This is a genomic window from Halomonas sp. RT37, from assembly GCF_040070525.1.
Taxonomy (GTDB): Bacteria; Pseudomonadota; Gammaproteobacteria; order Pseudomonadales; family Halomonadaceae; genus Halomonas; species Halomonas litopenaei.
The window spans coordinates 3,536,843-3,563,596 of the sequence record NZ_CP098827.1; the positions used below are offsets into that span (position 1 = coordinate 3,536,843).

At 60.9% G+C, this 26,754-nt stretch carries 25 protein-coding genes; 11 read left to right on the forward strand and 14 right to left on the reverse strand.

The features are described from left to right. Positions 1–15: 15 nt before the first annotated feature. The 3 genes from NFG58_RS15355 to NFG58_RS15365 form a co-directional block, all read right to left on the reverse strand. Entirely contained in the window at positions 16–1,347 is a 1,332-nt protein-coding gene (locus tag NFG58_RS15355) for a TRAP transporter large permease subunit (protein WP_045992516.1), read from the reverse strand. After that, positions 1,344–1,859 carry a TRAP transporter small permease subunit gene (locus NFG58_RS15360; protein WP_108133679.1) on the reverse strand — a complete coding sequence of 172 codons (516 nt, stop codon included), beginning with the start codon at positions 1,857–1,859 and terminating at the stop codon, positions 1,344–1,346. The genes NFG58_RS15355 and NFG58_RS15360 overlap by 4 nt, the downstream gene beginning before the upstream one ends. A 93-nt stretch (positions 1,860–1,952) precedes the next feature. Continuing rightward, positions 1,953–3,017: a C4-dicarboxylate ABC transporter substrate-binding protein gene (locus tag NFG58_RS15365; protein ID WP_348826895.1), complete on the reverse strand. Its 1,065-nt coding sequence runs from the start codon at positions 3,015–3,017 to the stop codon at positions 1,953–1,955. Positions 3,018–3,393: 376 nt separating this feature from the next. Here NFG58_RS15365 and NFG58_RS15370 point away from each other — a divergent pair, with 376 nt between their 5' ends. Then, positions 3,394–3,996 (forward strand): XRE family transcriptional regulator, encoded by a 603-nt coding sequence (locus NFG58_RS15370; RefSeq protein WP_185696385.1) that lies wholly within the window; start codon positions 3,394–3,396, stop codon positions 3,994–3,996. Positions 3,997–4,165: 169 nt separating this feature from the next. Here NFG58_RS15370 and NFG58_RS15375 read toward each other — a convergent pair whose 3' ends face one another. The 7 genes from NFG58_RS15375 to NFG58_RS15405 form a co-directional block, all read right to left on the reverse strand. After that, entirely contained in the window at positions 4,166–5,470 is a 1,305-nt protein-coding gene (locus NFG58_RS15375; RefSeq protein ID WP_348826896.1) for an amidase, read from the reverse strand. Between the two features lie 41 nt (positions 5,471–5,511). Then, on the reverse strand, positions 5,512–6,300 hold the full coding sequence (locus NFG58_RS15380; protein WP_348826897.1) for a sulfite exporter TauE/SafE family protein: 789 nt from the start codon (positions 6,298–6,300) through the stop codon (positions 5,512–5,514). A 113-nt stretch (positions 6,301–6,413) separates the two neighbouring features. Further along, positions 6,414–7,394: an ABC transporter substrate-binding protein gene (locus tag NFG58_RS15385; protein WP_348814648.1), complete on the reverse strand. Its 981-nt coding sequence runs from the start codon at positions 7,392–7,394 to the stop codon at positions 6,414–6,416. Between the two features lie 212 nt (positions 7,395–7,606). Then, positions 7,607–8,437 carry an ABC transporter permease gene (locus tag NFG58_RS15390; protein WP_348814649.1) on the reverse strand — a complete coding sequence of 277 codons (831 nt, stop codon included), beginning with the start codon at positions 8,435–8,437 and terminating at the stop codon, positions 7,607–7,609. Next, positions 8,434–9,276 carry an ABC transporter ATP-binding protein gene (locus tag NFG58_RS15395; RefSeq protein WP_348814650.1) on the reverse strand — a complete coding sequence of 281 codons (843 nt, stop codon included), beginning with the start codon at positions 9,274–9,276 and terminating at the stop codon, positions 8,434–8,436. The genes NFG58_RS15390 and NFG58_RS15395 overlap by 4 nt, the downstream gene beginning before the upstream one ends. A 331-nt stretch (positions 9,277–9,607) precedes the next feature. Next, positions 9,608–10,432 (reverse strand): metal ABC transporter permease, encoded by an 825-nt coding sequence (locus NFG58_RS15400; protein WP_348826898.1) that lies wholly within the window; start codon positions 10,430–10,432, stop codon positions 9,608–9,610. Further along, positions 10,432–11,199 carry a metal ABC transporter ATP-binding protein gene (locus tag NFG58_RS15405; protein ID WP_348826899.1) on the reverse strand — a complete coding sequence of 256 codons (768 nt, stop codon included), beginning with the start codon at positions 11,197–11,199 and terminating at the stop codon, positions 10,432–10,434. The genes NFG58_RS15400 and NFG58_RS15405 overlap by 1 nt, the downstream gene beginning before the upstream one ends. Before the next feature lie 177 nt (positions 11,200–11,376). On the opposite strand from NFG58_RS15405, the gene NFG58_RS15410 reads away from it, so the two are divergent. The 3 genes from NFG58_RS15410 (at position 11,377) to NFG58_RS15420 (ending at position 14,504) form a co-directional block, all read left to right on the forward strand. Further along, positions 11,377–12,306 carry a zinc ABC transporter substrate-binding protein gene (locus NFG58_RS15410; RefSeq protein ID WP_348826900.1) on the forward strand — a complete coding sequence of 310 codons (930 nt, stop codon included), beginning with the start codon at positions 11,377–11,379 and terminating at the stop codon, positions 12,304–12,306. Positions 12,307–12,380: 74 nt separating this feature from the next. Next, positions 12,381–13,088: a metal-binding protein ZinT gene (locus NFG58_RS15415; protein WP_348814653.1), complete on the forward strand. Its 708-nt coding sequence runs from the start codon at positions 12,381–12,383 to the stop codon at positions 13,086–13,088. A 243-nt stretch (positions 13,089–13,331) separates the two neighbouring features. Further along, positions 13,332–14,504: a hypothetical protein gene (locus NFG58_RS15420; RefSeq protein WP_348826901.1), complete on the forward strand. Its 1,173-nt coding sequence runs from the start codon at positions 13,332–13,334 to the stop codon at positions 14,502–14,504. A 513-nt stretch (positions 14,505–15,017) separates the two neighbouring features. Here NFG58_RS15420 and NFG58_RS15425 read toward each other — a convergent pair. Next, positions 15,018–15,221: a cold-shock protein gene (locus tag NFG58_RS15425; RefSeq protein ID WP_045993826.1), complete on the reverse strand. Its 204-nt coding sequence runs from the start codon at positions 15,219–15,221 to the stop codon at positions 15,018–15,020. A gap of 621 nt (positions 15,222–15,842) precedes the next feature. Here NFG58_RS15425 and NFG58_RS15430 point away from each other — a divergent pair. From NFG58_RS15430 to NFG58_RS15445, 4 genes are all read left to right on the forward strand, one after another. Continuing rightward, on the forward strand, positions 15,843–16,658 hold the full coding sequence (locus NFG58_RS15430) for a CsgG/HfaB family protein (protein WP_045993825.1): 816 nt from the start codon (positions 15,843–15,845) through the stop codon (positions 16,656–16,658). Positions 16,659–16,687: 29 nt separating this feature from the next. Next, positions 16,688–17,422 carry a hypothetical protein gene (locus NFG58_RS15435; protein WP_045993824.1) on the forward strand — a complete coding sequence of 245 codons (735 nt, stop codon included), beginning with the start codon at positions 16,688–16,690 and terminating at the stop codon, positions 17,420–17,422. A gap of 152 nt (positions 17,423–17,574) precedes the next feature. Further along, entirely contained in the window at positions 17,575–17,991 is a 417-nt protein-coding gene (locus NFG58_RS15440; protein ID WP_348826902.1) for a hypothetical protein, read from the forward strand. Positions 17,992–18,340: 349 nt separating this feature from the next. Further along, complete coding sequence (locus tag NFG58_RS15445; protein ID WP_083970521.1) at positions 18,341–19,756, forward strand: sigma-54 dependent transcriptional regulator; 1,416 nt, start codon at positions 18,341–18,343, stop codon at positions 19,754–19,756. Between the two features lie 174 nt (positions 19,757–19,930). Here NFG58_RS15445 and NFG58_RS15450 read toward each other — a convergent pair whose 3' ends face one another. Further along, positions 19,931–22,189 (reverse strand): ATP-binding protein, encoded by a 2,259-nt coding sequence (locus NFG58_RS15450; RefSeq protein WP_348826903.1) that lies wholly within the window; start codon positions 22,187–22,189, stop codon positions 19,931–19,933. Between the two features lie 3 nt (positions 22,190–22,192). Continuing rightward, positions 22,193–22,708 (reverse strand): hypothetical protein, encoded by a 516-nt coding sequence (locus NFG58_RS15455; RefSeq protein WP_348814661.1) that lies wholly within the window; start codon positions 22,706–22,708, stop codon positions 22,193–22,195. Positions 22,709–22,825: 117 nt separating this feature from the next. Between NFG58_RS15455 and NFG58_RS15460 the strand changes: the two genes are divergently transcribed. Then, complete coding sequence (locus tag NFG58_RS15460; RefSeq protein WP_348826904.1) at positions 22,826–23,518, forward strand: response regulator transcription factor; 693 nt, start codon at positions 22,826–22,828, stop codon at positions 23,516–23,518. A 192-nt stretch (positions 23,519–23,710) separates the two neighbouring features. Here NFG58_RS15460 and NFG58_RS15465 read toward each other — a convergent pair whose 3' ends face one another. Then, complete coding sequence (locus NFG58_RS15465) at positions 23,711–24,508, reverse strand: OBAP family protein (protein ID WP_348826905.1); 798 nt, start codon at positions 24,506–24,508, stop codon at positions 23,711–23,713. Positions 24,509–24,947: 439 nt separating this feature from the next. On the opposite strand from NFG58_RS15465, the gene NFG58_RS15470 reads away from it, so the two are divergent. Together NFG58_RS15470 and NFG58_RS15475 are read left to right on the forward strand one after the other, a co-directional pair. After that, on the forward strand, positions 24,948–25,736 hold the full coding sequence (locus NFG58_RS15470; RefSeq protein WP_348826906.1) for a CmcJ/NvfI family oxidoreductase: 789 nt from the start codon (positions 24,948–24,950) through the stop codon (positions 25,734–25,736). A gap of 192 nt (positions 25,737–25,928) precedes the next feature. Next, positions 25,929–26,678: an oxidoreductase gene (locus NFG58_RS15475; protein ID WP_348826907.1), complete on the forward strand. Its 750-nt coding sequence runs from the start codon at positions 25,929–25,931 to the stop codon at positions 26,676–26,678. The last annotated feature ends 76 nt before the right edge of the window (positions 26,679–26,754 follow it).

The window sequence follows — 26,754 nt, forward strand, 5'->3', positions numbered from 1 at the left end:
TTTCAGTATCCGGGGTCATTTCCACGAGGGGCCACTCAACTGCTCGGGTAGCCACAGCGCCAGCGACGGGAAGCTGAGTACCAGCGCCAGCACCACCAGCTGTACCACGATAAAGGGCACCACCCCGATGTACATGTGCTTGAGCGTCACCTCCGGCGGCGTGATCGCCCTGAGGTAGAAGATCGACGGTGCCAGCGGCGGCGTCAGATAGCTCGTCTGCATCACCACCAGGAAGGCCACGCAGAACCAGATCTCGTCGAAGCCGAGTGCACGCACGATGGGCATGGCCACCGGGATGACGATCAACACCACCGAAATCATGTCGAGCACGAAGCCGGCCAGGAAGGCGATCAGCAGGATCATGCCGAGGATCATCCAGGGGCTCATGCCGGTGTCCATCAACAGCGACTGCACCGTGGCCATGCCACCGGCGGCGAAGAACACCCCGGCAAACATATTACCCCCCAGCACGATCAGCAGAATCATCGCCGAGATATTCAAGGTCCGCTTGGCCGAGTTCCACAGCACGTCCAGGGTCAGGTTGCGATAGGCCAGCGCCAGTACCACCGATCCCAGGGCGCCGCAGGCGGCCGCCTCGGTCGGCGTGGCGATGCCGAGCAAGATCGTGCCGAGCACCGTCATGATCAGCGCCATGGTCGGCAGCAGCGCACCGAAGGTCATCTTGAGCTTCTCGCCGAGGGTCGCCCGCTCGGCGTCATCCTGCGCCATGCGCGGTGCCATCTCCGGCTTCAAGTAGGCGATCAGCACGATGTAGAGCAAGAAGAACAGCGCCATCAGGAAGCCCGGGAACATCAGGCCGCTGAACAGCGACCCCACCGAGACGCTGGCCACCGGGCCCAGCACCACCACCGTGATAGACGGCGGGATCGCCGTCCCCAGCGAGCCGCTGGCACAGATGGTGCCGGACATCAGCGACTTGCTGTACTGATGCTTGAGCATGACCGGGATGGCCAAGAGCCCAATCACCGCCTCGGTGGCACCGACCACGCCACTGGCCGCGGCAAACAAGGTCCCCATGACCACCGCGCCGACGCCCAGTCCCCCCGGCAGCCGACGGGTCCAGAAGTGGATCGCCGTGAACAGCCGCTCGGCGATACCGGAGCGCTCGAGCATGGCGCCCATGAAGATGAACAGCGGCACCGCCGCCAGGATCGAATTGGAGGCGGTGTCCTCGATCTTGGTCAGCAACTGATAGGCGGCAGCGTCGCCGAACTGCATGATGCCGAACAGCGTCGCCACCAGAATCATTGAAAATGCGATCGGAAAGCCGGCGATGATGAAACCGATCAAAGCCGGGAACATCACCAGCGCAAGATAGTCGCTCATGCCGCGCCCCCCTGTTCGGGCGTGCGCCCTTGCATGATATGAACCGCCTTGAGGATCTCGGCCACGACCTGCAGCGCCAGCAGCACGAAGCCGGCCCACCAGGTCAGAAATACGGGCCAGATCACCGGGTTCCAGGCCGAGCGGCCAGAGCGCTCGTTCGAGGCGAAGGCCTCCAGCGCATACTGCCCCAGCTCCCACACCAGCCAGCCCAGCACCGGCAGAAACAGCAGGTAGCCGACCAGGCGCACCGCTGCGTTGGTGCGATCCGACCAGCGCAACGTCAACAGATCGACGCTGACGTGCTGGCCCAGGCGCAGGGCGTTGGCCATGCCCAGCATGAAGATGGCACCCATGACCATGTAGCTGACCTCGAAGGCCCACAGGGTCGGGCGGCCCAGCACGTAACGGCTGAACACCTCATAGACCAGGGCCGCGATCAGCGGAAAGGTCAGCATGGCGCCCAGCCCTCCCGCCAGGCGGGTCAGCCGCTCGATAGCGTGAATAAGCTTCATCTCGTTTGCCCACAGGTGGTGGTAAAGACAGCGGCCCGACCAGGCAGCAAGGGGGTTAGCTCTTGCTGTCTGGCCGGGCCGCAAGACGTGTGGTCAGTCGCGACCCATGGCACCGATCGGCAGGCGATACTGCTGCCAGTTGGTCATGCTGGCCTTGAACTCACGCTGGGACTCGAGCACCCGGGCAAACCACTCGTTGCTCTCGGCGTTCTCGTCTTCCCACTTGCGCGTTTCTTCATAGATGGCGTCGATGAACGACTGATCCAGCTGGACGATCTCGTTGGGACCGTCGACCAGCTCCTGGTAGGCCTCGAGGTCGGCGTAGGAGCTCGCGAGCCAGGAGTCGAACACGCTTAGCTTGCCGGCCAGACGCAGCAGCTCCTGCTGTTCGGCGCTCAGCGCATCCCAGGCGTCCTGGTTGACCTGGCACTCGAGGAAGCCACCCGACTGGTGCACGCCAGGCAGGATCACGTACTGCGCCACGTCCTGGAAGCCGGTGGGCTTGTTCATCTCGGGGCTACCCCACTCGGCGGCGTCGATCACGCCACGGTCCAGGGCGTTGTAGATCTCGCTGCCCGCCATGACCACGGTGGATGCACCCAGCTGAGAGGCGATCTCGGCCCAGGCGCCGGAGGTGCGCAGGCGCAGACCCTGGAAGTCCTCCAGCGTCTCGACCTTCTTGTTGGAGTGCAGGAAGATCTCGGTGCCCAGAATCGAACAGGGGAAGGCCACCACATCGAAGACGTCACGGCGGAAATCTTCATACAGCTCCACGCCGCCGCCCTCGTACATCCACATCATGAACTCTTCCGGCGTCAGGCCGCTGGAATGCCCGGCCAGCAGCGCCGCGGTGGGATCGGTGCCGTAGTCGTAGTTGACGTAGTTGTGGCTGACCTCGGCCACCCCGGCCTTGACCGTATTGGTGACCCGCAGCGCGCCCCCTAGGGTGCCACCGGGGAACACCTCGATGGCGATGTCGCCGGCCGTCAGCTGGTCGACATAGTCGGCGAAGGTCTGGGCATCGCGCTCAAGCCAGGGACCGCCGCCCCAGGGAGTGGCCATCTTCCAGTTCATTTCCTCGGCGTTTGCACTCAGCGAGGCACCCGCCAGCGCGGCCGCCAGGGCGACACCGCCCGCCAGTCGATTCAGTTTGTACATTATTATCCCCATTGGATTTTCTTGTGGAAATTAGGCGCTGTCCGAAAAGTCGACGAGCGAAGGTTAGACAAGGCAAAAATCGGTGAGAAAGCGCAGTTTACGGGGTGTAAATGAGCATTTTGATCCGATTTTTAACGCCGTATTACCGAGCGCAGGCACTTTTCAGACAAGCCCTAGGAGCGCAATGACCGTGCTGGCAAGCGCTTTGGCAACCCCGGGATCACGCCGGAGCGCCCGCTCACACGCACACACCTTGCTATTGTCGCGTTCGTGAATGAGGATTGCATATACGCAATATTCAGTCAAAATTATAAAAAAAGACCAACAATCAACGCTTTTTCTTGAAAAATTCGAGACAAAGGCGTCGGAGACCAGCATGAGCGACACCGTCACCCCGCCTCCACGCGTCAGGGAGCGTCCGCGCAAGGCAGGTTCCATCGGCACCAACCTGAAGGCACTCAGAAGCGATAGGGGCCTGACCATCGCCCAGATGGCCGAGGCCTCGGGCAGTTCCGCCGCCAGCATCTCGCGTATCGAGAACGGCCGGCTATCCCCGACCTACGACGTGATCGTCAAGCTGGCCGCCGCCCTGGAGGTAGATGTCAGCGAACTCTTCTATCACAACGAACGCAGCGCCCTGAGCGGCTGGCGCACCCTGACCCGGGCGGGCCAGGGGCCGGTGGTCGAGACGCCCAACTATCGCTTCGAGCTTCTGTGCAACGACATGGTGGCCAAGGACTTTCTGGTGTTTTCCACGACGGTGCTCAACACCAGTATCGAGGAGTTCGGCGAGTTGCAGCGCCACACCGGACATGAGCAGATCGTGGTGCAGCAGGGTGAAGTGGAGGTATGGACGGAGCACTACGAGCCGACCCGGCTCAAGGTCGCCGACAGCATGTCCTTCGACAGCCAGATGGGCCACGCGGTGATATCGGTCGGTGACGAGCCGGCGCGGATACTGTGGATCTGTACGTCCTGAGGGGCCCGGCAGCCGTAGGCTCGTCCCGACGCCGAGCCCCATGCACACTGCGCCGACCCGGGCCGAGCGCCGGCGTGGTCGGCCACACAGGGGGCCGACCACGCTCGTCGCCCGTAGCGCTTGCGTACAGGCAGACGAGCGATGGCTCCAGTGCGAGCGACGCCAGGCATCAAGCCGACAGCGCTGGCTCCCGTTCGGCAACGGCCACGGGCTTGAGCCCGCCAACCAGACCGGATGCCAGCGAAAGCAGGTGCTCATCGGCCCAGCGATCGGCGATCAACTGCACACCGATGGGCATGCCATTGCTGCCCTGCCCGATCGGCAGGTTGAGACAGGGCACCCCCAACAGGGTCCAGGCACGGCAGTAGAGTGGATCGCCTGTGGCCTCCAGCCCCAACGGCGCCTCGCCCGTGGCGCTGGCTGCCAGGATCGCATCGACCTGGGTGTCGAAGATCTGCGTCAGCGTTTGCCGGACACTGGCCACGGCACGCATTGCCTCGCAGTAGCGCATCCAGCTGATGTTGCGCCCTTCTTCGATCAGCTCGACCAGCTTGGGGCCCATCTGATCCGCGAATCGGTCGTACTCACTGGCCAGGGTGCCCGCGGACTCGTAGGCCATGACCACCCGCTGATGTTCGACCAGTTGTTCAAAGTCATCACCGAGCGCCAGCGGCACGATCTCGGCACCGGCCTCTTTCGCCAGCGCTTCGGCGTCGGCAATCACCTTCTGCACGTCGGGCGCCAGTGGCTGGCCTGCCGGCAGGCTGAAGGTGCCGATGCGAACGCCGGCAAGGCTTTGCTGCGGGGCGATCTCGGCCGCACCGGTCAGACTGGTGAATACCGTACAGATGTCGCCGATGCTGCGCGCAAACCAGCCGAGGGTATCCAGCGATGGGGCGAAGCCCCTGACGCCTGCGGTGCTCAGGGTATTGAACGTCGGCTTGAAACCATAGACGCCGCAATAGCTGGCCGGACGAATCATGCTGCCGGCGGTCTGCGTGCCGAAGGCGATGGGCACCATGCCCGCCGCCACCGCGGCGGCGGACCCACTGGATGAGCCGCCCGGCGTACGCGCTTCATCGTGGGGATTGCGGGTCTTGCCCGGGGTGAAATAGGCGAATTCCGTCGATACCGTCTTGCCCATGATCAGCGCGCCCTGCTGCTTGAGCAGGGTGACCAGGGACGCATCGACCAGCGCGCCGGCAGAACGCAGGTAGCCGCCGGTTCCCCAGGCTGTCGGCAGGTCCACCGTATCGATGATGTCCTTGATGCCCACCGGCACACCGTACAGGGGGCGATCCGCCAGCGCCGGATCCAGCGCCGGCGGCGACTCGGCGAGCGCCTCCCAGGCCCCTACCGAGGCCTCGCTGTGTTCGATTGTTGCCGTACACTCGTGCCACCAGTCCAGCGCCTCGGCGTCGGACTGGTCGAGCCTGTTACGAAAGGCGCCAATGGTGTCAGGACCTGATTGCATATGGATCATCCTCGAGGATTGTTGAAAGCGTTGTTGTGACGTCAGAGGATCAACTTGAGACCCACCACCAGCATCACCGCGGCAAACAACTGGCGCAGCCGGTGGGGGGGAAGAAAGTGGGCGAGCTTCGCGCCCAGCCGGGCCGCCGGCACACTGAACAGGGCGACGCCGAAGAAGGCCGGCCAGTAAAGGTAGCCGGAGCTACCGCTCGGCAGGCCGGAATGCCCAAGCCCGGTGAACAGGAAGGTGATGGCACCAGCGGCGGCGATCGGCAGGCCACACGCTGCTGATGTGCCGACAGCGTGGGTGACCCCGGCGCCGTTTCGGGCAAGCCAGGGCACGCTGAGCACACCACCGCCGACACCGAACAGCGCCGAAAAGGTACCGATGGCGGTGCCCGCAGCAAACATGGCCGGACGACCGGCGCCACTGTCGGCTTCACTGACACCCTTGGAAAGCAACATGTGAAGCGCCAGCAACAGCATGAACACACCGAAGTAGCGCTCGAGCTGCTGTGCGTCCAGCTGCTCGGCCACCAGCCCCCCGAGCACCGCACCACACATCAACCCGGGCAGCATGCGCGTCAGCAGATCCAGTGACACCGCCCCCTTCCTCCAGTGGCTGAAGGCCGAGGAGGCGCCGGTCACCACGATGATGGCCAGCGAGGTACCGATCGCCAGGTGCATCACCAGGTCCGCCTCCACGCCCTGGTGGGCCAGGGCCAGTGACAGTGCCGGCACGATGATGATGCCGCCCCCGATGCCAAACAGCCCCGCGACCAGCCCCGCCAGTCCACCGACCGCGCTGAAGAACAACAGTGCCGCTAGCATTCACTTTTCCTCCAGCATCGAAGATGGGCGGAGGTCATCCTCCACCCACCTTCTCGCTTATGGCGTACTCGACGCCCTGTTACGGTGGTCGACGAGCGACCCGGGAACGCGCCTTAGTTCACGACCTTGGCGGCGAAGGAGTCATCGACGATATCTTCGTAGTACATCTCGCCCTGGATGTTGCCGACGAACTGCTGCATCTCGATGGCGTTGGTAAAGGCGTCTTCGGTAATCGTCACGCTTTCGGGATAGACGTTGTTGTCGATCATGCGCTGCACCGCCGCGTCGACGACCTCACCGGACAGATCGCCGAACTCCTCACGCGCCACCGCCTTGGCAGCATCGGCGTCGGAATGGATCAGCGCCAGGGAGTCATTGATGGCATTGACGAAGCGCAGTACCAGGTCCGGATTGTCATCGATCATCTCCTGGGAGGTGTTGATGGTCGAAAACGCGTACTCGGGATAGTCATCGGTGAAGGCGTGGATTACCTCCAGCCCCTGGGAAATACCCTGCTCAACCTGAGGCTGGTACGCCACGGCGATGTCGCCACGCCCGGACAGCACCGGCCCCAGCTCCGAGCCATTCTGCACCTCGGTGATGGACACCTCGCCGTCGAGCCCGGCGTCTTCGATCAGCCGCTTGATCAAGGTATTCGACGTACCAGGCGCCAGCCCCACGACGACTTCCTTGCCGGCCAGATCAGCAGGCGAACTGTAGTCGAGATCGGGGCTCGCCAGCACCCAGACAGGGGCGCTGTTGGCCACCGCGCTGATGGCCTTGCCGCTGCCCCCCTGTTCCTGGGCAAAGCCGACATGCTCTGGTCCATGCACGGAGAACTGCGATTCGCCGGCCAGCACCGAGGCCAGAGCCGCCGGTCCAGAGCCCGCCGAACGTACCACCGGGACCTCGATGTTGTACTCGTTGAACAGCCCTTCGTGCTTGGCCACGTAGACCGGCAGGTAGAGCAGCGAGTGAAACGCCTCGTTGATCAAGATGGTATCCATGTCTTCGGCCTGAGCCTGGAACGAAGACACGCTGGCCAGGAGGCCGAGACCGACGACAATTTTCTTGGAGCACGCAAATGAATTCATGATGGTTCTGTTCCTTGTCGTTATATTTTCAGCTTCGGGACTGCACTCACTGCACTCACTACTTTCACTACACCTTCAATACTCACTACGCTTACTACCTTCACTACATCTTCTGCACTTTCCACACCTTCCACTCTTGCCACTCTTTCCTTTTGCCACGTCTATTGCTTGTTACACTCACCACCTGACACAGCGTTCTGCGACGGAAATTTCTACTTGTTCTCCCACGGCAACAGACGCTTCTCCACCTTCGATACCACCACGTAAAGTGCGATAGCCACCATCATCAGGACGATCACGCCTACCCAGACCACATTCAGGTTGAACAGGTTGCCCGCCACGAAGATCATTCTGCCCAGCCCGCGATCGGATGAGATGAATTCACCACCGATTTCGGCGATCAACGCAAAGCCGATGTTCAGACGGAAGGCCGAGATGATCCAGGGGAGGGTTGCCGGGGCGACCACCTTGGTAAAGATCTCGCGGCGGGTGCCACCCAGCGACCTCATCAGGTTGATCATGTTGCGATCGATCTGATGGGTACCCTGGTAGGCCGACAGCAACGCCACCACGAAGGTCGCGACGAAGGCCAGCATGATCTTGGAAAACATGCCCGAGCCGAACCAGATGATGATCATCGGTGCCAGGGCGATCTTCGGCAGACCGTTCAAGGCCACCATGAAGGGATCGATGATCCTTGCCGTGGTACGCGAGAACCACAACAGCAGGCCACACACCGAGCCGAGCACGCTGCCGAGAAGAAAGCCCGCGATGGTGGCAGAGACCGTGGCCAGGGTGTCATCCAAAAGCTGACCCGACTGCAACAGGCGCCAGGCCTCTTCCGCGATGCCTGCCGGCGAGCCCATCAAGAACGGATTGATCCAGCCGAGATTGACGCCCATCTGCCACAGCACCACCACCAGCGCGATGCCCGCGCCACGCCAGAGGTTGTCCGTCAGCAGGATCGAGCGACCGGGCGCTTCGCAGTTTTCCCTGTTGCTGCCCGACTGGATCGTATGGGTGTAGACCTGGGCCTCACTCATGCCGCACCTCCGGCTACCTGGATATCCAGGTCATCCCAGATGCGGTCGAACAGCTGTTGATAGCGGACGTCACTGCGTGCCTTGAGGCAGGACCCAAGCTCCCTGGACAGGCCCACGTCATAGACCTTCTTGACCGAGGTGGGTCGCTTAGTCATGACGGCGACACGATCCGACATGGCGATGGCCTCGCCGATGTCGTGGGTGATCAGCACCACCGTCTTGCGATGCTCTTTGAGGATCGACACGATCTCTTCCTCGAGCACCAGGCGGGTTTGATAGTCGAGCGCGGAGAACGGCTCATCGAGCAGAATCAGATCGGGTTCGGTGATCAGGGTGCGTATCAGTGCCACCCGCTGACGCATACCTCCCGACAGCGTATTGGGATACTGATCGGCGAAATCGGCCAGGCCATAGCGCGCCAGTTGCTCCCTGGCCATTTCATAGCGCTTCGCCTTGGATACGCCTTTGACTTCAAGCCCGAGGCAGACGTTGTCGATGATGGTACGCCAGGGAAAGAGCAGGTCACGCTGCAGCATGTAGCCGATCCGCGCCCCACAGACTGGATCGCTCCCGCGCAGCGTGATCTTTCCATCCGTGGGTTCCAGCAGGCTGGAGATGATGTTGAACATCGTGCTCTTGCCACACCCGCTGGGCCCGACGATGCTGACAAACTCTTCCTGTTTGATATCGAGTGTGATGTCTCTTATCACCTCGACGCTGTCATTGCCTGGACTGGAAAAGGTCTTCCTTACCCCCTCCAGCGAGATGACACTCGGGCGCGGCGGAGCTATCGCCTGCGGCTGTTCCAAGGGTAGTGCGTGCGACACCGGGGCATTCATTCGTTACCTCCTGAGCAAGGCCAGTATCCAAGATCATGTGACCTTTACTCAGGCATAACCGGTGCCACAAAAGCGGTTTTCCTTATCAATCAACTCCATAACAAATAATTCATGTACATGAGTCAGATGTGTGCCGATTCGCTCACCTCTTTGTGGTGCAGCGCACCATCCCCATGCACCAAGGCGCTCTGCTGACGGATTCGTAAGCTTTCCAGTGCTCTCACCCCGATTCTCGCCACCTCTCATCGCCCTCGGGACGCGCGACGAGGACACGCGGGTGGTCGCCCTCCCTCCCCTCTGCGCCCATAGCAGCAACGCACGGGTCACCCGTTCAGGACGAGATATCGCTGGAAGACATTCTTGCGAGCCGGCGCCTGCCGAGATCCACCAGGCTACACAGGACAAACACCACAGCGGCGAGGCTGACGATGGTGGGACCGGTGGGCGTGTCGAGCCAGTAGGCCGCCTGAAGACCGCCGCTAGTAGACGCGGCACCGATCACCGCTGCCACCAGCACCATGGCTTCCGGGGTGCGGCAGAAGGGTCTGGCGGCGGCGGCGGGAATGATCAGCAGTGCAGCGATCAACAGTACCCCCACCACCTTGAGCGCCACCGCCACGACCACCGCCAGGGACAGTGTCAGCACCAGTTGCTCGCGCCCGGGATGGATGCCATTGGCCCGTGCCAGATCCGCATCCAGGGTCGCCGTCAACAGTGACGACCAGCGCCACCCCACCAGCGCCATGACCAGCAAGGCGCCGCCAGCGATCAACACCAGATCCCCCTTGCCGACCGCCAGAATGTCACCGAACAGATATGCCATCAGGTCGATACCCACCCCGGACACGAAGGACACCGCCACCAACCCGAAGGCCAGCGCCGAGTGAGCCATGACCCCGAGCAAGGTATCCATGGCATAGCCACGACCGCTGAGCAACGAGACCAGAATCGCCATCAGCAGCGACACCACCAGCACTCCGGCGAAGATCGAGGTCGACAGCAACAGCGACAGTGCCACACCAAGGATGGCGGCGTGCGCAGTGGCATCGCCGAAGTAGGCCATGCGGCGCCACACCACAAAACAGCCCAGCGGGGCGGCGGCCAATGCCACACCGATTCCGGCGAGCGCCGCACGCAGCATGAAGTCATCGAGCATCAGGCCGAGACCCCCAACGAGCGGGCAGCGCCCACCTGCGCCAAGGCCGGGCTAGCGGCGTCTTTTTCGCGCAGGTGTTCGTGGCGGTAGAAGGCGAGCGCGTCAGCGGTATCGGGGCCAAACAGCGCCTGATAGGCCGGGGACGCCAGCACTCGCTCGGGCGTGCCCTGGCAGCAGACGTGGCGATCGAGGCAGATCACCCGGTCCGAGGTGCGCATCACCACATGCAGCTCATGGCTGACCATCAGGATCGCGCAGCCCGTTTCGCGCCTCACCCGCTCGATCTGGCGATAGAAATCCGCCGTACCCCGGTGGTCGAGGCCCTGGGTTGCCTCATCGAGCAGCAACAGGTCGGGCTTCTCCAGCAGGGCTCGCGCCAGCAGAACGCGCTGTCGCTGGCCGCCTGACAACGACAGCAACTGTTGCGAGCCCAGCTCAGGCACGCCGGCCTGCGCCAGGGCCTGCTGCACGGCTTCGCGGGAACGTCGACGAGGCAGGTTGAGAAAGCGCGTGACCGTCATCGGCAGGGTCGGATCGATGGCCAGTCGCTGCGGTACATAGCCGATGGTGAGCCCGGGCCTTCGCACCAAACGTCCGCCAGCGGACGTCAGTGCACCGATGATGGTACGCAAAAGCGTCGATTTGCCCGACCCGTTGGGGCCGACCAGCGTCACGATTTCGCCGCATTCGAGCTTGAGGTCTATGCCCTCGAGGATGGTCTGCCCTCCCAGGACGACCCGCAGATCATCGATCGACAATAGCGGCATGAACATTCTCCAGAGCCTTTCTCGATTTCGAAAACAATGTTATATCATAACAAAATATGCCACAATCACCCGCCCCGAGAACGCTCCAAGAGATCGATGACGATGCACACCTCGCTACGCCCCCTTCTCCTCCCTTGCCTGCTGCTTCCTGCGATGGCTGCCGCAGAGGTCCCCTCGGTGGCTGTGGATATTCCGCCGGTCCACAGCCTGGTGGAGCGCGTGATGGGAGACCTGGGGACGCCGCAACTGGTGATCCAGCCTGGGGCCTCCCCCCACGGCTACGCCATGCGTCCTTCCGAGGCCGAAGCCCTGGCGCAGGCCGACGTAGTGTTCTGGGTCAGCGATGGATTGACGCCCTGGCTTGCCAAGGCACGCCAGTCACTGGCGGTGGATGCGCAGCAGGTGGAGCTGATGGAAAGCGCCGGCACGCAGCGCCTGACCTATCGCCAGGGCGCCACCTTCGAGGCCCACGATCATGATGAGCACCATGAGCACGAGGAGCATAAGGGCCACCGGCACCACGAAGGGCATGACGGGCACGAGCACGAGCAGCATGCCGGCCACGACCATCACGACCATTCAGGCTGGGACCCCCACGGCTGGCTCGACCCGGTCAACGCCCAGGCCTGGCTCGATGCCATCGCCACCTCACTGGCCGAACTCGATCCCGACAACGCCGACATCTATCGACACAACGCAGAGGAAGCCCGCAGCGAGCTCGACGACCTGATCGATGAACTGGAGACCCGCCTCCAGCAGGCCCAGGGTACGCGCTTCATCGTCTTCCACGATGCCTACCAGTACTTCGAGCGCCGCATCGATGTGCCGGCGGCCGGGGCGATCTCCCTGGGGGATGCCTCCGACCCGAGCCCTGCGCGTATCCGAGAGATCCAGCAGCGTGTCGCCGAACTCGGCGTGCAGTGCGTCTTCCGAGAGCCCCAGTTCAACCCGGCGCTGGTGGACAGCGTGTTCCAAGGCACCGGGGTCGAGACGTCGCTGGTCATCGATCCTCTGGGCGTCGACCTGCCGCTTGGCGCCGAGCTCTATCCCGCATTGCTGCGCCAACTGGCCGACGGCGTCGCCCGCTGCGCCGCCGAGGCCGAGTGATGAAAGCCCTGTTCTTTCCAAGGCCTCCCCGGGGAGGCCACAACGCCCCACCGATCATCCCAAGGAGCAAGACGATGGACCCGATTCTGACCCGCCGCATGGCCGTCGCCGCAATCAGCGCCCTGACACTGGCGACCGCCCCCCTGGCCCTCGCACAAAGCGATTCCGCGGCCAGCGAAGCGCACGATCACGATCACGATCACGATCACGATCACGACCATCATGATCATGAGCATGATCACGCCAAGGACATCTACGCCGGCTATTTCGACGACGACCAGATCAAGGATCGGCCGCTGTCCGACTGGGAAGGCGACTGGCAGTCCGTCTACCCCTACCTGCTGGACGGCACCCTCGACGAAGTGTTCGCCCACAAGGCCGAACAGAGCGATGACAAGACCGCCGAGGAATACAAGGCGTACTACGAGATCGGTTACGAGACCGACGTCGACCGTATCGTCATCGATGGCTCTACCGTCTCCTTCCACGAAGATGGTCAGGTGCTCTCCGGCGAATACGCCTCCGACGGCTACGAGGTGCTGACCTACAAGGCCGGCAACCGCGGCGTTCGCTACATCTTCGAGTACCAGGGTGAAGACGACAGCCTGCCGAACTACATCCAGTTCAGCGACCATGCCATCTACCCGACCGAGGCCGATCACTACCACCTGTACTGGGGTGACGACCGTGCGGCCCTGCTTGAAGAGGTCACCAACTGGCCGACCTACTATCCCTCCGAACTGGATGGCCAGGGTATCGTCGATGAAATGCTGGCCCACTAAGGCCCAGGCATAGGCACAGAGAGACCAAAGCCCCTCGATCGAGGGGCTTTGTTTTATCGGTGAGTCGGTGCACTAGCCGGAATGCACAGCAGTGCGCCGGACGAACCGTTCACCCACCAGAAACGGTTCGCCAGCGCCATCCTGCTGAACTCGCCTATCGTGCTGGCGATGCAGGCCCGCATTATCGCCCTTTACCGCCATGATGCATAATTTTACGCATAGCTGCGTAAAGAGGCGTATTCCATGGTTTCCGCAACTTATGTCTTTCACCGACCAGCCCTCGCACAGTCGATCGTGACAGGCCTGGCTGGCGATGGCCTGATCGACTACAGCGGCGGGCTATTCCTCGCCGCACCACGGCGCACCGGCAAGAGCACCTTCCTGCGGCAGGACCTGATGCCTGCCTGCGAACAGCACGGCTGGGAAGTGGTTTACGTCGACCTCTGGGCAGACCGCCAGATGGATCCAGGCCTGCTGATCGAACGCGCCATCATGGCCAGATTGCAGACCTACGCGCCGCGCATCAAGAAGCTCTGGAGTGCTGCCGGCGTCGATTCCGTCACGCTACACAAGAGGCTGACGTGGGACCTGACAGGTTCCGCTCTGCCGGATGAAGCCACCCTGACGGAAGCCCTGCAGGCACTGCACGAAGCATCGGAACGTCTGGTCGTACTCTTCATCGATGAGGCACAGCATGCACTCAGTAGCGAGCAGGGGATGAACACCATGTTCGCACTCAAGGCCGCTCGCGATGCGCTGACCCTGGGCAGGGCGAAACCAGGCCTGCGTCTGGTGTTCACTGGGAGCAGTCGTGACAAGCTGGCCCAACTGGTGTTGAGCCGCGACCAGCCCTTCTTCGGCAATACCGTCACACCCTTCCCGCTGCTGGGGGATGATTTCGTGGAGGCATTTACCCACCACGTCAATGCAAGGCTGACTCCTGGCAACACCTTCCAGGTCGCAGATGTCGCCAAGACCTTCGAACGTGTGGGTCGCCGTCCTGAACTGCTGTGGGACTTCATCAAGCGCGTTGCCTTGGAGCACGGGCGGGCCGACGACCTCGGAAAGCTGCTGGAGCAAGGTGCACAATCGATCCAGGCAGACTACCAGGCCCTCTTCCAGTCCGACTTCGATCAACTGCCCGAGCCACAGCGCGCCATCCTGCTCGTCCTGGCCCGAATGTCGGCGCAACAGCGCCCTTTTACACCCTTCACCAAGGATACGCTCAAGGAGATCCAGGCTCTTGCCAAGCGCAAGACCCAGCCTTCGGCATCCACCGTTCAACGTGCACTCGACTCGCTTCGCGATAAGGGCCTGGTATGGCGCTCTGGTCGGGGAGTTTACGCCCTTGAGGACAGCGGCATGGGAGACTGGCTGCTCTATGCTGATGAGGCAGGCCCAGCGAAGCCCCTTTGACGCGTTAAAGCCGTCAGCAAAGTTTGCTATCCACCACTATCGCCTCTTGGGCAGGTTGAGCTACCGGCCTGCCAATCCCGCTGGTCCAGCACGAAGGCCTCCTAGGCTCAGTCCGGAAAGTCGACGAGCGAAGGTTAGACAAGGCAAAAATCGGTGAGAAAGCGCAGTTAACGGGGTGTAAATGAGCATTTTGACCGGGATGGCGAACCAGCCGATTTTTAACGCCGTATTACCGAGCGCAGACACTTTTCAGACAAGCCCTAAGCCGTATCCAGAAACACTCTTACAGGGATGGCAGCCTTGCCCACCCAGTACCCGGGCCGCTAGAAGCAGACGATCTACAAAGACAGATCATCGCCAGAGATTGATCTACGCAAGACAACCCGAGCAGGCTGAGCGCGAAATGAAGCTCAACGCCGGCCACACACGGCCAGACCTAAACTTTTCACACACAAAAACGACAAGACCCGCCGAAGCGGGTCTTGTCATTCATCTCAGTCAGCTAACTAGAAGTTAGATAACCTTGATGTTAGAAGCCTGAAGGCCTTTCTTGCCCTGGGTCACGTCAAAAGAGACCTCTTGACCGTCCTGCAGGGACTTGAAACCTTCAGCCTTGATTTCGGAGAAGTGGGCGAACAGGTCGTCACCACCGTCGGCCGGAGAAATGAAGCCGAAACCTTTAGCGTCGTTGAACCACTTAACTGTGCCAGTTGCCATGATCGATTTCCTTAACGCAGAGCGTTGTCATTACAGTTTGCCGGGTGTCATCCCAGAAATATGGATATAACAAGGGGGATATTGCCAGGCTACCGAATGATTCGATCACTACTGAAATATACGACTTGCTAACCAACGAGAAGCATCGTCTCACGGCTCGCCGCGCCTTGTCAAACCTTTTTAAAGCATGGCAACAGAACTTTCGCACGTTGCGCTGCTGGTCCTCGGGACGATCGAAAAAACATCATCAAGATCCGATAAAAAACTGAATTATTAATCACTTACACGAAATCAGCCTGCGTGATCGACATTGGCATCGTCCGGTACGGCCAGGCGATGGCGGCAATCACCCACGCTTTCGTCCTGCTCTCGGCCCAGCACTCCTGTCAATCGCGCGCCGCATGTGTACGACGGTTTCTCCTAATTCAGTCGTGCAAAACGCCAGAGTCTGGCGATTCGCCACGCTTTCCCTCTAGCAAAACGCTTCGGTTGGCCGAACACGGCTACCTCAAGTCATCTCCTCGCTGCTATTCACTACCCCAACCTATTGAATAAAAAGACCAATTGGTCTTTCTGGCACGACTTGAGCAATAGCCATGTCAATCACAGGAGGACGCCAGGATGAAGGTCTCGCTGCCCCACAAACTCACCACCGCCTTAGCACTCACTGCAACCCTGGGTGGCTGCGCCTCCATCGGTACCGATCCCGTGGCACCCCGTGAAGGCTCGCGAGTGATGACCAACCACACGCCCTACACCCGCTGCCTGAGCGCACTCAGCCAACAACCCGGTGAAAACCTGCCAGTGGTCAGCGTAGGACAGATCCTCGACCGGACCGGCCAAGTCAGCTACTCGACCATCACCGAGAGCCGCACCTTGACCCAGGGCGTGTCTGAAATGCTGATCAGCGCGCTCTACAAGACGCGCAAGGTACGCCTGGCCGAGCGCCTCGACATTCGCATTCCGCTAGCCGAGCGCCAGCTCAAGGATGCCGGAGCCATGCAACGCGCGCCCGCAGCGCTCAACGTGCAGCCCGTCAACTACGTCATTCTCGGCGCACTCACCGAGCTCAACTACAACATCCTGACCCAGGGGGCACGCCTTTATGTAGGACTGATAGGCGCAAGCAACCGAGAAGCGGTCATCAACGTAGGCCTGGATCTCCGAGTGGTGGACGCCACTACCTTTCAGACCGTCTACGTCACCAGTTTGCAAAAGCAGATTGTCGGCAACCAGGTGGAAGCGGGCGTCTATCGCTTCTTCGACAATCAGCTCGTGGAATTCGATGCCGGGACGGTGAGGAACGAACCTCTCCAGCTCGGTGTTCGATCCGTCGTGGAAATGGCTGCATACCAGATCCTGACGGAAGGGCTCGGCCTGCCGATCAACGACACCCAAGCGTGTCAGGTGGCAGACGGGCATTACCCTGCGGCTTGAAAACATCCGAAAAACCAAGGAACGCCGTCATGAAAACTCAGCAAAAAACCGCACTGTCCGCTGCTATCGCCCTCACTGGTCTGATGTCAGCCTCCTCGGCCTTGGCCTTCGACTCGGTGACCTGGGTGTGGGATGCCACGGTCAACAGCACGGTCGACACTTCGGCGCTGTCTGAAGTCAATGTCGCCCCCGAAGGCCTGAACATGACCGAAAATGACCAGACCGCCCTGGGCACCATCAGCGCCACTAGCCTGGTCACCGCCGTCGACAACACCATCATACCGCTGCTCGATGGAAACGCCTTTGAAGACCTGGCGGCGGTAGAAAGCATCGCGACCGCAGTGGGTAACAACGCCGCGATCGAGTCCGATGTGTCGACCCAAACCGACAACTCTCAGGTGTACGCGGGGCTCGACGCCTCAGTCGGCACGCCGCTGACCGGTGAACTGGTGGATGCCACGCTGCCTGGTGCCGTCACCGCGACCGCCTCGGCACTCGCCATCCTCAACGCCACAGTAGACGTTGACGCAACGGCCGTAGGCAACAACATGACCGTCGACCTGACCACCCTGTCTGACAACGACGCCTTCGCCATCACCAACAACGAACAGCTCTCTGTGGCACTGGTCACCAGCACTGCCACTGCCGACGGTGTGCTGTTCAACGGCATCAACGGTATGGGAGGAGGCGATACCGCCGCCGTATCCTCCACCGCCACCGCCGTGGGCAACAACCTGTCGGTCAAGGTGGATGGCAACTTCTGATTCCTCATCTCAACCCTGGCTCGGGCATCCGTGGCCTCCACGGATGCCCTGGGAGTTCTCTCATGACACGCACAGTTAACCGACATGTTTCCGACATTGACTGCCTCCCCCTCGACTCTGGTGCCCTTCCCTCTCGGCGATGGGCCAGCTGGATGGCCGCAGCCCTTGGCGCAGCGCTTCTATCTGCCGGTGGCCCCGCTGAGGCGAGAGATCGAGATCCGCTCGTCGGCCCCTACCCCTACGACTTCCCCGCGCGAGCCAGCATCCAGGGTTCCCTCATCCTGCAGGAGGCACGGCGTCGCAGTAACGGTAGTGGTGGTTCAGGATCTGGCGGCAGCGGCAGCATTAATGCCGGTGCCATCGTCAACAACAATTCCACGTCGATCGCCGTGGGCAACTGGCAACAGATCGAAATGACCCTGGGCGATGGGGCAGAGGGTCTGATCATGACCGAAAACCATCAGACTAATGAAGCCGAGGCCAACGCCCTGTCAAAGATCAATACCACGCTGAACCTGGATGCCGAGAGCTCAGAGGACGTGCTTTCCAACGAACAAACAGCGAAGTAGCAATAACTTGCCCTAGCAATAATGAGAAATTCAGTACTCAAAGTGGAATAACTACGAATGGAGTACCAGCCAAATCCCAGACAATGTCAAACACTGTTAAAGCAACCTTTAAAACAAGGAAAGCTGCTTCGAGTCTGGCTAGGGTGGCAATTGACTCTTGTACGAATCAGAAAGGCTGCGGCAACCGGTACACCCGTTCATACCGAAGCCATCGGTGTCATCAAACCCGATCGCCAAGCGCTGATCGGACGGCGCACTGAAAGATGGCGACGCACGCATCCAAAGAGCACCTCGAGTGACAACTCGTACAAGCTCTGAAACCGGCTTAGAGCCAGCCAAGGGTATTGCCATGACGTCTTACAATGCGCAGGAGCATCACCTTACTTCAACCACATGTCTCCCCAAGCCTGGAGTGCTGATAATCGTAGTCGAGGATGACACCGATACCGCTCACCTCTATCAGACCATCCTGGCCACGCGTTACCACCACGTGGCCGTCTGCCACAGCGGTAGTGAAGCCGTCGCCAGGCTGGTCAGCCACCAAGGCCCTGCCGTAGTGGTACTGGACTACCACCTTCCCGACATGACCGGTATCGAAGTCATGGCCACCTGTCGTGACCTTGAACACCCAGTCGCCTGCATGATGGTGTCCGCCGACCGCCTGAACGACCAGGAGGCCGGATGCGGCGAAGCGATACGTCTGACCAAGCCGCTCGGCTGTCAGACGCTGCTGCAGTGGACCGCAAAGCTCGTGCACAAGGTACAGACTGCAGTTCACGGCGAAGGCCCCGGCGACCATGCCCCCGAAAATCTGCTGATCGGTCAGAGCGCCGCCATGCAACACCTCCGCACGCTCATCCCACGCTTGGCGCAGTCGCGTTCTCCCTTGTGGCTACACGGAGAAAGCGGGACCGGAAAGGAACTCGCAGCGCGCAGTGTGCACTACTGCAGCCCAAGATCCTCCGGTCCGTTTGTGGCCGTTAACTGCGCAGCATTTCCCGAGGCACTGATCGAATCCATGCTCTTTGGTCACGTCAAAGGAGCCTTCAGTGGGGCCACGCGGGATCACAAGGGTTTCTTCGAAGCGGCCGACCAGGGCACCCTGTTTCTCGACGAAGTCGGCGATATGCCACTTCCCTTCCAGGCCAAGCTGTTGCGCGCACTTCAGACCGGCACCATCACTCCCGTGGGAAGCACGCGAGACGTTCGTGTCGATTGCCGGGTGATCACCGCCTGCCACCGAGACTTGGCGCAGTCCGTGCGAGAGGGGGCGTTTCGGGAGGATCTCTATTACCGTCTCAACGTTCTGAGTCTTGCCTTGCCACCCCTGCGCGAGCGACAAGGGGACGCCTTGATGCTGGCAGATCACCTGCTGGAGTCGCTGGCCAGAGAAGAACGTATCGCAGTCTGCCCCCTGGATGAGGAGGCCAGAAACTGGATCCAGCAGCACGACTGGCCCGGCAATGTCCGAGAACTGGAAAATCGTCTGAGGCGCGCCTTGCTGCTATGCGACGGAAAAGCGATAACGGTCAACAACCTGATGCTGAACGATGACGAGCGCCTTCCGTCCGCACTCCCGCCCTCGCAAGCGCCGTCTGGCGTCGGTATACACTTCAGCCCAGGTCGCATGACCTTGCGCCAGATAGAAGACGCGGCCATCGAAGCGACTCTGGAAGCCTGCGACGGCTGTATAGAACGCGCCGCCCGGCAACTCGGAGTGGCGGCGTCCACCTTGCACCGACGGCGCAGGCGCCAGGCCGCCTGAGGCATGTCGAGACCAGCGGCCCGGACACCAGCAAACTCACACACTGTCCTCAGACAAACCTGGGGCGGACGCCGGTCCCCGCCTCCTCGGTACCTGACATGGGACACTCGAACGCCAAGGTCCATCGCCGATGACACTGCGACAAGACCTTATGCATCGGTGCTGCTAGGCCGCTCAGGACAGATCGACACCCCTGCCACGCCATTGGCAAACCGCGTCACTACCCCCGCGCTCGATACGGGCAATTTGCTCGCGACAGTGCGACATTTTTGCCTTCGGCGCCAACTGCTCCAGGCGCGCCGCTTCCGCGGCAAGCTGCCGACACCCCAACGAGGCCGCCGCGCCCTTGAGCGAGTGCGCCTCGCGTTTGATCCGCTCACGGTCACTGCCATCGACAGCCTCGCGCAACGCTTCGACCCGACCATCGAGTCGAGAGAAAAACGCTGCGAGCAGCGACTTCAACGTCTCATGCTCCAGGCTCTGCTTGATTTCGATCACGGTGTCAGCATCCAGGCCGCCCCTCCCGACGCAGCTGTGATCCTGCACGGGCCTGGCGCCGTCAACATCGGCAACCTGCTCGGGCGCGTAGTCAAAAGGCACGACATGCAAAGCAGCCTGACGGCGCCTGGGTGGGTAAGCGCGAAGGACATCGGCCAGCTCCAGCCGCGTGAAAGGCTTGCTCAGAATGTCGTCCATTCCCGCATCACGACATGCCTGCCGATGCTCCGGCATGACATTGGCCGTCATGGCCACAATAGGCAGGTGGCCCTCGCCCTCTTCGGCACGAAAGCGCCGAGTCGTCTCCACGCCATCCATGCAGGGCATCTGCATATCCATTAGCACCAGGTCATAGTCCTTGCACTTCATCGCAGCCAGCCCCTGCTCTCCGTCTTCGACAAGGTCGAAGGTCTGACCGAGGCGCTTGAGCAAAGCGGCCACCAGATCCCGGTTGACAGGGTTGTCTTCCACCACCAGCAGATGTCGTGAGGCCAGTGCTTCAGACGGATCGTCGAGCAGACGCTCGCTGACACCCTCGGCGGCGCTCAGTGGAAGACAAAAGCGAAAGACGCTGCCCAGGCCCGGCATGCTGTTCAATTCAAGGTTTCCCCCCATGGCTTCTATCAGCCGGTAGCAAATCGCCAGGCCAAGACCGGTCCCCTCGTGACGGCGCGACAGAGATGTATCCACTTGCGTGAATGGCTCGAAAAGCGCGGCCTGGGCCTGTTTGTCGATTCCGACTCCAGTATCACGCACCTCGAAGATGATCGACGCAGGCTTTCGCGATTGGACAGCGAGCGTAATGCTGCCCGCCTGGGTGAACTTGAAGGCGTTGTCCATCAGGTTCATCAGCACTTGTCGTAGGCGGGTCGCATCACCGATCACCACCGCAGGCAAGTCATCACCTAACTGCACGATAAACGACACGTCTCTGGTCTGACGTGATCGATATCCTTCGGCAAGCCTCGCGACCATCCGCGTCAAGGGAAATGGAGAATGGTCAAGATCAAGACGTCCGGCCTCGATCTTCGAGTAGTCCAGTACGTCATTGATGACCGCGCGCAGCGAGGCGGTGCTTTCCCTCAGGGTCGCAAAGTGCTGCTCACGCTTTTCCTGGCAGCGCTCATCCTCGAGCACATCGAGCATGCCCACCACACCATTGAGCGGGGTGCGGACCTCGTGACTCATGATCGCCATGAATTCCGACTTGGCCTGACTCGCCGCTTCTGCCTGCTGCACAGCACGCTGAAGTTCCTGAGACTGCTGCTGCAGACGCTCACCGTGGCGAGCACGAGAGCGCGCCTCGCGCCACAGCGCCATGACAAGATAAGTTCCTGCCAGCATGATCAATATCATCAGCGCGAACAGCAGGACGTACACCCGCAGCATGCCCTGCCGGGTCTGTTCACGAACGCTAGCGAGCGCCTTGTTATGGTCGAGCAGCAACCGTTCCGCATCGTCACGCATGGCGCTGATCAGCTGTGACAATTGCCGGCGCTGAGCAGGCAGCGGTGCCAGCGCTTCCTGATAGAGTGGCTGCAGCAGTACATCAATATCTTCAAGGCGGGCATCGAGGTGCCACAATGCTTCGAGGAGCTCAGGTTGTGAAGCCAGATATTCTCGATATTGTCCTTGCTGCAGCAGCTTTATCCGGCCGTAGAGAATGTCGAAACGCTCCATCAGCCGGGTCCAGGAAGAAAGCTCGCCACGAGTACCTGATACGCCGTGCGTCAACTGGCTGTCCACCTGCTCCAGCGCCACTTCGACTTCACGTGATTGACGATCCAGTTGATAGATCGCCCAGGTGACGTTCTCCAGCCCTTCATGTCGCAGTCGATCGTGACGCTGGAAAGCGGTCACACCGATGACAAGACAGGCCGCGAACAGCAAAAGTGCCGCTGCCGCGGATAACTTGAGACCGCGCGCCTCCTTCATCGACTAGTTGTCGTATACATCAATGGCGGCTACCTGCCAGACGGAGCGGGTGAGATAGGTCTCGGTAAGTAGATCGGGATTGTCATCGAACGGGTAGACGATAAAGAGAGGCCCTTGTTCGCGAATGCTCATCGGCTCACCATTCTTGTGGGTCGCCAGCACGACCCCATGTTCAGCAAAGTCAGAGGCCGGCACATCGGCGGCGTAATCGTTCAGCGCGGTGACGCGCAGATCACTCCCTTGTGCTCCCACCTCCGCCAGCAAGGCGACGCCCAGCGGTCCACTGAAAGACACCTTCCCCTCATGCCAGGGAGTCTGTGTCACGATCTCGCCCTGCTCGAGGCTCGCCAACATGGCCATGTCGAAATGTGCCTCGTCACCGACATTGGTCTGGGTGATGTCACCGCTCACCACCAGTACCGTCTTGCCGGCAGGCGACTCCAGCGCCATTGCCTGATTCGCAACAAGCCCAACCGCCAGGACCAGCAGGACAGGAGTCTTGCACCACAAGGTCTTCATCGACGCATCTCCAAACGTTTGAGCACTTACCTATTCGGTATATGCTAATTTTGGATGTAGGTTTGTGAAACTTTGTCAAACCTGCTCCTGCGAGGCACCAAGACAGGAAACTTCGGTATGCGCATCGCTATCCTCGAAGACGACCCCGACCAGCAGGCTTTGATCGCCGCGGCGCTAGGCGACGGCACAGCCACGCTGACCCCCTTCACCACGGCCCACGACCTGTTTCGGGCAATGCAGAACACAAGTTTCGAGCTACTGGTGCTCGACTGGCGTTTACCGGAAGTCGATGGGTTCGAAGTGCTTGAGACCTTGCGCAATGCATATCAGTGGCCGGGCGCGGTGCTGTTCATTACTGCCGACGACGCCGAAGACAACGTCGTCCGAGCCCTCGGGGCAGGGGCCGATGACTTTCTGCACAAGCCGCTGCGGGTCCCCGAGCTCAGGGCTCGGATCGAAGCCCTGAGTCGCCGGCTAGGTCACGTAGACAGCGTTGGAACGACGCTGTTCGAATGCGGCCCCCTCCAGCTCGACCTGACGGCAGGGATCATCCGCCTACATGGCGATATCGTCGAGCTCACCGATCGGGAATATCGGCTGGCTGCCCTGTTTCTCCAGAATCCCGGTCAGCTCTTCACGCGCGCCTATCTGCTTGAGCGAATCTGGAGCGTCAGTGGTGACCTCAATACCCGTACCGTCGACACCCACATCAGCGGCCTTCGGCGCAAGCTGAAGCTGGATGGGCAACAGAACCACCGACTCAAGAGCGTCTATCAACAAGGTTATCGTCTTGAACTGAGCCAGCCCTAAACCTCTGCCACGCGACGCCCCCTCCTCCGAGCCCCGCCAAGGCAACAACACGACGCGACACCCTCCTGTGGGCCGCCTGTAGCGTTTGTAGCGCGGCATGCGTCAACCCGGTAGTTAAACCGACATCAAGGGGATGGTCAGCGCCACGCGAAACATCAGCGCAGCCGACCGGTAAAGCTGTGAACGTCAACATCACTCGCTGGTCTTGGCTTCCACACCAGGGATGGGCTGGGTTGACCTGGGAAACTCTCCTTTCAACACATCAACACCCGACTGGGGATTGGCCAGCGGCACCAGATCTTGCCTGGCCTGACGCCGCTCCTCTGTGTCGATCCCCATACGTTGGTCTCGATCTTCGACCAGGCCCGGCTGCGGCTCTCCGGTACGATTAAAGGACCAAGCCAGCTCGGGCTTACCCAGCGGCAACGCCTGGTCTTGTTCATCGCTGTGTGAACTGCTCCATGTGTGCCACGTCTTGCCATAGCTGTTCATCTTGGATTGCATCAGCTCATGATCAGCGGTTTCAGGCAGGTTGGGCGCGACCAATTGGCCAGACAGAATCTCCCCGTTATGGGGATGCCAATATTGCTTCTCTTCTTCAGGCAGGGTCTCAAAAACGCTTTCGGATATGATGTATTCCACCCCGGTGAGGTGGGCATCCGCAGTATTTCCATCGTAAAGCGCACACTGCATGAAGTCTTCATTGATCTGCTGGCAGAAATGATGCGCTTCGAATTGATGGCTTGGCTCATCCTTCATGGGATGGAAACCGACAAGATAGATATTGAGCTGATCCGTCGGTGCGTCGGTCTGCAATGCACTGGCTCCTGCTTCCAGCACATTGGTCTTGGTGCTTTCTGGCTGTCCGGGCACGTCGGCTGCAGGGCCCGTCTCGGCCATACCGGTACAGCCGTTCAGAGCGACGACACACAGAGCCGCTGACGCACCGCGATAAAACACTGGAGTTCCAGGCACACGCTTATCTTTCATGACCATTCCCTTGGCACGATGAATATCACGCTCCCCCATCGCACAATCTGACAGATGCGCCTGGGAGACGTCTTTGCAATAGCAACTTGACTATACAAGCCGACCCTTATTTACATCAACACGCCGAATGCCAACTCTATAAGACGTCAGCCTTGCTCTTGGCGGCTCCCCAAGTCTTTGCTTATCAGTTGCTTAGCGGTTTATTGGGATGGAAACAAGGACGGAGACGGAGACAACATGCGGAAGCCACGGACGCTTGTCAGCCGTTGATTATTGCCACTCGTGCAATAACAAATTGCAGACAGGCGCCTTTTTTGTATCTGCGCCAATGCACTAAGCTCGCGAACCAGCCTCTTGGACTCGCCACAGCACAGGCGGCCGGCCCAAGTGCATGTCAGTGCTCATCCTCTGACAACTCATCGTGAAGGAGGTCTCGATCATGTCAGCGCCCATCCTTACCCGCTTGGCGTTCGTCAATTATCAGCTCGATCGCCCGGAAGGTCTGCAGATCAAGGTGGACCCGGACGGCGAGACCGGTCGGCGCATTGAGCCGAAGCATGATCGCCAAAGCGTCAGCTTGCAGGATCTGCGCGCCACTCCGCCAAGCTTCGCGTCCCATGGCCTGCTGTTTCTCGATACGCCCGAGCTTGCCGTGGATGTACGCGACGCCAAGGCGCGCGACCGCCTGCACACGCCAGCCATCGAGGCGTTGCTCAAGCAGCAGCTCGGTGTCAGTGAGGTGCATGTGTTCGACCACACCTTGCGTGGCTTCGAAGGTGAACGCGTGCCGGCGCAGCATGTGCATGTCGACTACTCGCCACGCTCTGGCCCGCAGCGCGTGCGCGATCTGCTGCCGCCCGAGCAGGCCGAGCAGTGGCTGAGCGGCCACTACGGCATTGTCAATGTCTGGCAGCCCGTCGAGCAGGCCGTCGCGCGTGACCCGCTGGCGTTCGCCGATACCCAAAGCGTGCACCACGAGGACTGGGTCAACATCGACATCCTCTATCCGGATCGCTGCGGCCAGATCCAGGGCCTCGTCCACAACCCGGATCACCGCTGGTACTTCGTCTCACACATGCGCCCCGACGAAGCCATCGTCTTCAATGCCTTCGACAGCGCCGGCAAGCCACCGGTCGCGCATACCGCGGCCGAGCTGCTCGACACGCCCGAAGATGCGCCGACACGCACCAGCCTGGAGACGCGGGTATTGGTCCGCTATCCCGACTGAGGTGCATCGGCCGTTGGTGGCGGCTGAGTTCCACGGTCAACATGGCGGATACCGGGCCCATCCAGGTAGCTGACTATTTCTCCTCGGTACCGACACTCACCGCCAGTTGACGGTCATCCAGGCCTTCCTCCCGGCAGGCATCGCTGTCCCCACGTTTTCGTCTCACATTCTTCGTCATTCAGGAGCTTTGCCATGAGCTTGTCATTCCATGTCGTCAGCCACGAACGCGGCTTCTCCCCCATGCCCCTGCCCATCTGGACGGACAACGGCGACGTGTCTGACCTCTTCGAAGCCGACGCGACGCCAGAGGTTGTCCGTCAGGAGGTCGAGGGTGTCCCCGGCGCCTTCCAGCTGCTCAATGTGCTGACACCTGCCGAGGCCGACAACTTCGTTGCCGTTGTGGAGGACATGGGCTTCGAGGAAGATGCGCCCGTCTCCCTGCCGCGCTCGGTACGCCACAATCACAACGTCAACTGGGTCGTCAGTGAAGCGGTCGATCAAGTCATCTGGCAGCGCTCGGCGCCGCGGGTCACCGAGCAGATCCAGGGCGAGGGAGCCAAAGGCATCAATGCGCGCTTTCGTGTCTATCGCTACGAGGCCGGCGACTTCTTCAAGCCGCACACCGATGGCGCCTGGCCGGGCAGTCGCGTCATCAATGGCGAGGTCGTCCAGGACGCCTATCCGGGCCTGATGAGCCAGTACACCTTTCTTATCTTCTTAAGCGATGGCTACACTGGCGGACGCACCGAGTTTCTGGTCAGCCGCCGTGATCCCGACAAGCCGGCTCAGTCGCGGGACGATATCCAGACGGTCTCGGTCTCCACGCCCAAGGGTGGCGTACTGTGCTTCCCGCACGGCTCGCATCCGCAGCACTGCGTGCACGCCAGCGAGCCGATCCGCGACGGCGCCAAGTACATCATCCGTAGCGATATCCTCTACTGAAGGCTGCCAGATGAGCACCATCTGATAAACACCGCCTGATGAGTATCGTCCAAGCAGTCGCGACGTGCGCACAGGG